The sequence below is a fragment of the Carnobacterium sp. genome (assembly GCF_032094055.1).
Taxonomy (GTDB): Bacteria; Bacillota; Bacilli; order Lactobacillales; family Carnobacteriaceae; genus Carnobacterium_A.
In genome coordinates this window covers 51119-52464 of sequence record NZ_DAMDAK010000005.1, presented here as the reverse complement: position 1 = coordinate 52464, position 1346 = coordinate 51119, and the positions used below count along the sequence as shown (strand labels likewise).

1 protein-coding gene is annotated in these 1346 nt (G+C 39.9%); it reads right to left on the bottom strand.

The features are described from left to right. Nucleotides 1–1144: class I SAM-dependent RNA methyltransferase (locus RT405_RS01700; RefSeq protein WP_313467032.1), on the bottom strand; the 1144-nt coding region annotated here is incomplete at its 3' end. Between the last annotated feature and the right edge of the window lie 202 nt (nt 1145–1346).

The window sequence follows — 1346 nt, the reverse complement described above, 5'->3', positions numbered from 1 at the left end:
ATTTTTTTGGCACACGCGGCGGGCGAGTTCCCCAATATTGAAATAAATCGGTTCTGAGAGCGCCATTGTATAATTTGCGTTTTTTCGTTGCTCGTTCACCGTAATGTGTTTCAAAAGTTAAATCACTTGTTAGAATGTATTTGCTCCAAGTTTTTAAAGGCCGATAAACTTTACCCATTTGCTTGTAGAGCGCTTGGATTTCTTCTTCTTCACCTAAACGTTCGCCATAAGGAGGGTTAGCCAGAATAACACCATATTCTTTCTCTGTTGTAAAGTCTGCTAATTGCATTTGTTTAAATACAACACTATCTCCTACTCCAGCTTCGATTGCATTTTGTTTGGCTATTTCAATCATTTTAGCGTCAATATCGGTTCCTACGATATCTAATTCAATTTCATGATCGATTGCTGCTTTGGCTTCCGAACGCACTTCTTTCAAAATCGATTGATCAAACCATTCCCATTCCTCAAAAGAAAAACTACGGTTAAGACCCGGTGCAATATTCCGGCCAATCAATGCAGCTTCGATTGGAAGTGTTCCTGAACCACAAACTGGATCATAAAACGGCCGATCTTTGCGCCAAGTTGTCAGCGAGATCAATGCTGCTGCCATATTTTCTTTTAATGGCGCCCCACCCTTAGCGATTCGATAACCGCGTTTAAATAAACTAGGCCCGGTAGTGTCTAATGTCAAAGTTACTTTGTCTTTTAATAGCGCAACTTCTAATTGATACAAGGCTCCAGTTTCAGGTAATCTCGTCCGGCGATGATAAACTTCGCTCAAACGATCCACGATAGCTTTTTTTACTAATGCTTGACAATCAGACACACTGTAAAGAGTCGACTTGATTGATTTGCCCGCTACTGGAAAATTAGCATCCATTGGCAAATAATCTTCCCAAGGCAATGCTTTTGTCTTTTCAAACAGTTCATCAAACTCATAAGCGTCAAATTCTCCTACAATGATCTTTACTCGATCAGCAGTTCTTAACCACAAGTTTGTTTGAGCAATGTCTTTCTCCGTACCTGTAAATAAGACTTTGCCGTTTTCTACTTGGCATTCATAACCCATGCCACGTAACTCTTTCCCAACTAAGGCTTCTATACCGCTAGCTGCAGTTGCAACAAGTTGAAATTGTTTCATTATTTTTTCTCCAATTCTTTTTTTAATTCGTTTTATGAAGAGCATCGAAAAGCAAAGATAAATGGTTCTTTGTTAAGTCGTATTGGTAATTCTTAGATAATGAAATTTCCTCCGGAATTTACGTGTCTGCTTGCAAGAGCCATGGGACCGACTGGAGCCTTAGTGTCTCCAGTCTTTCAAGCCTCAAACGAAGCCTAACTGC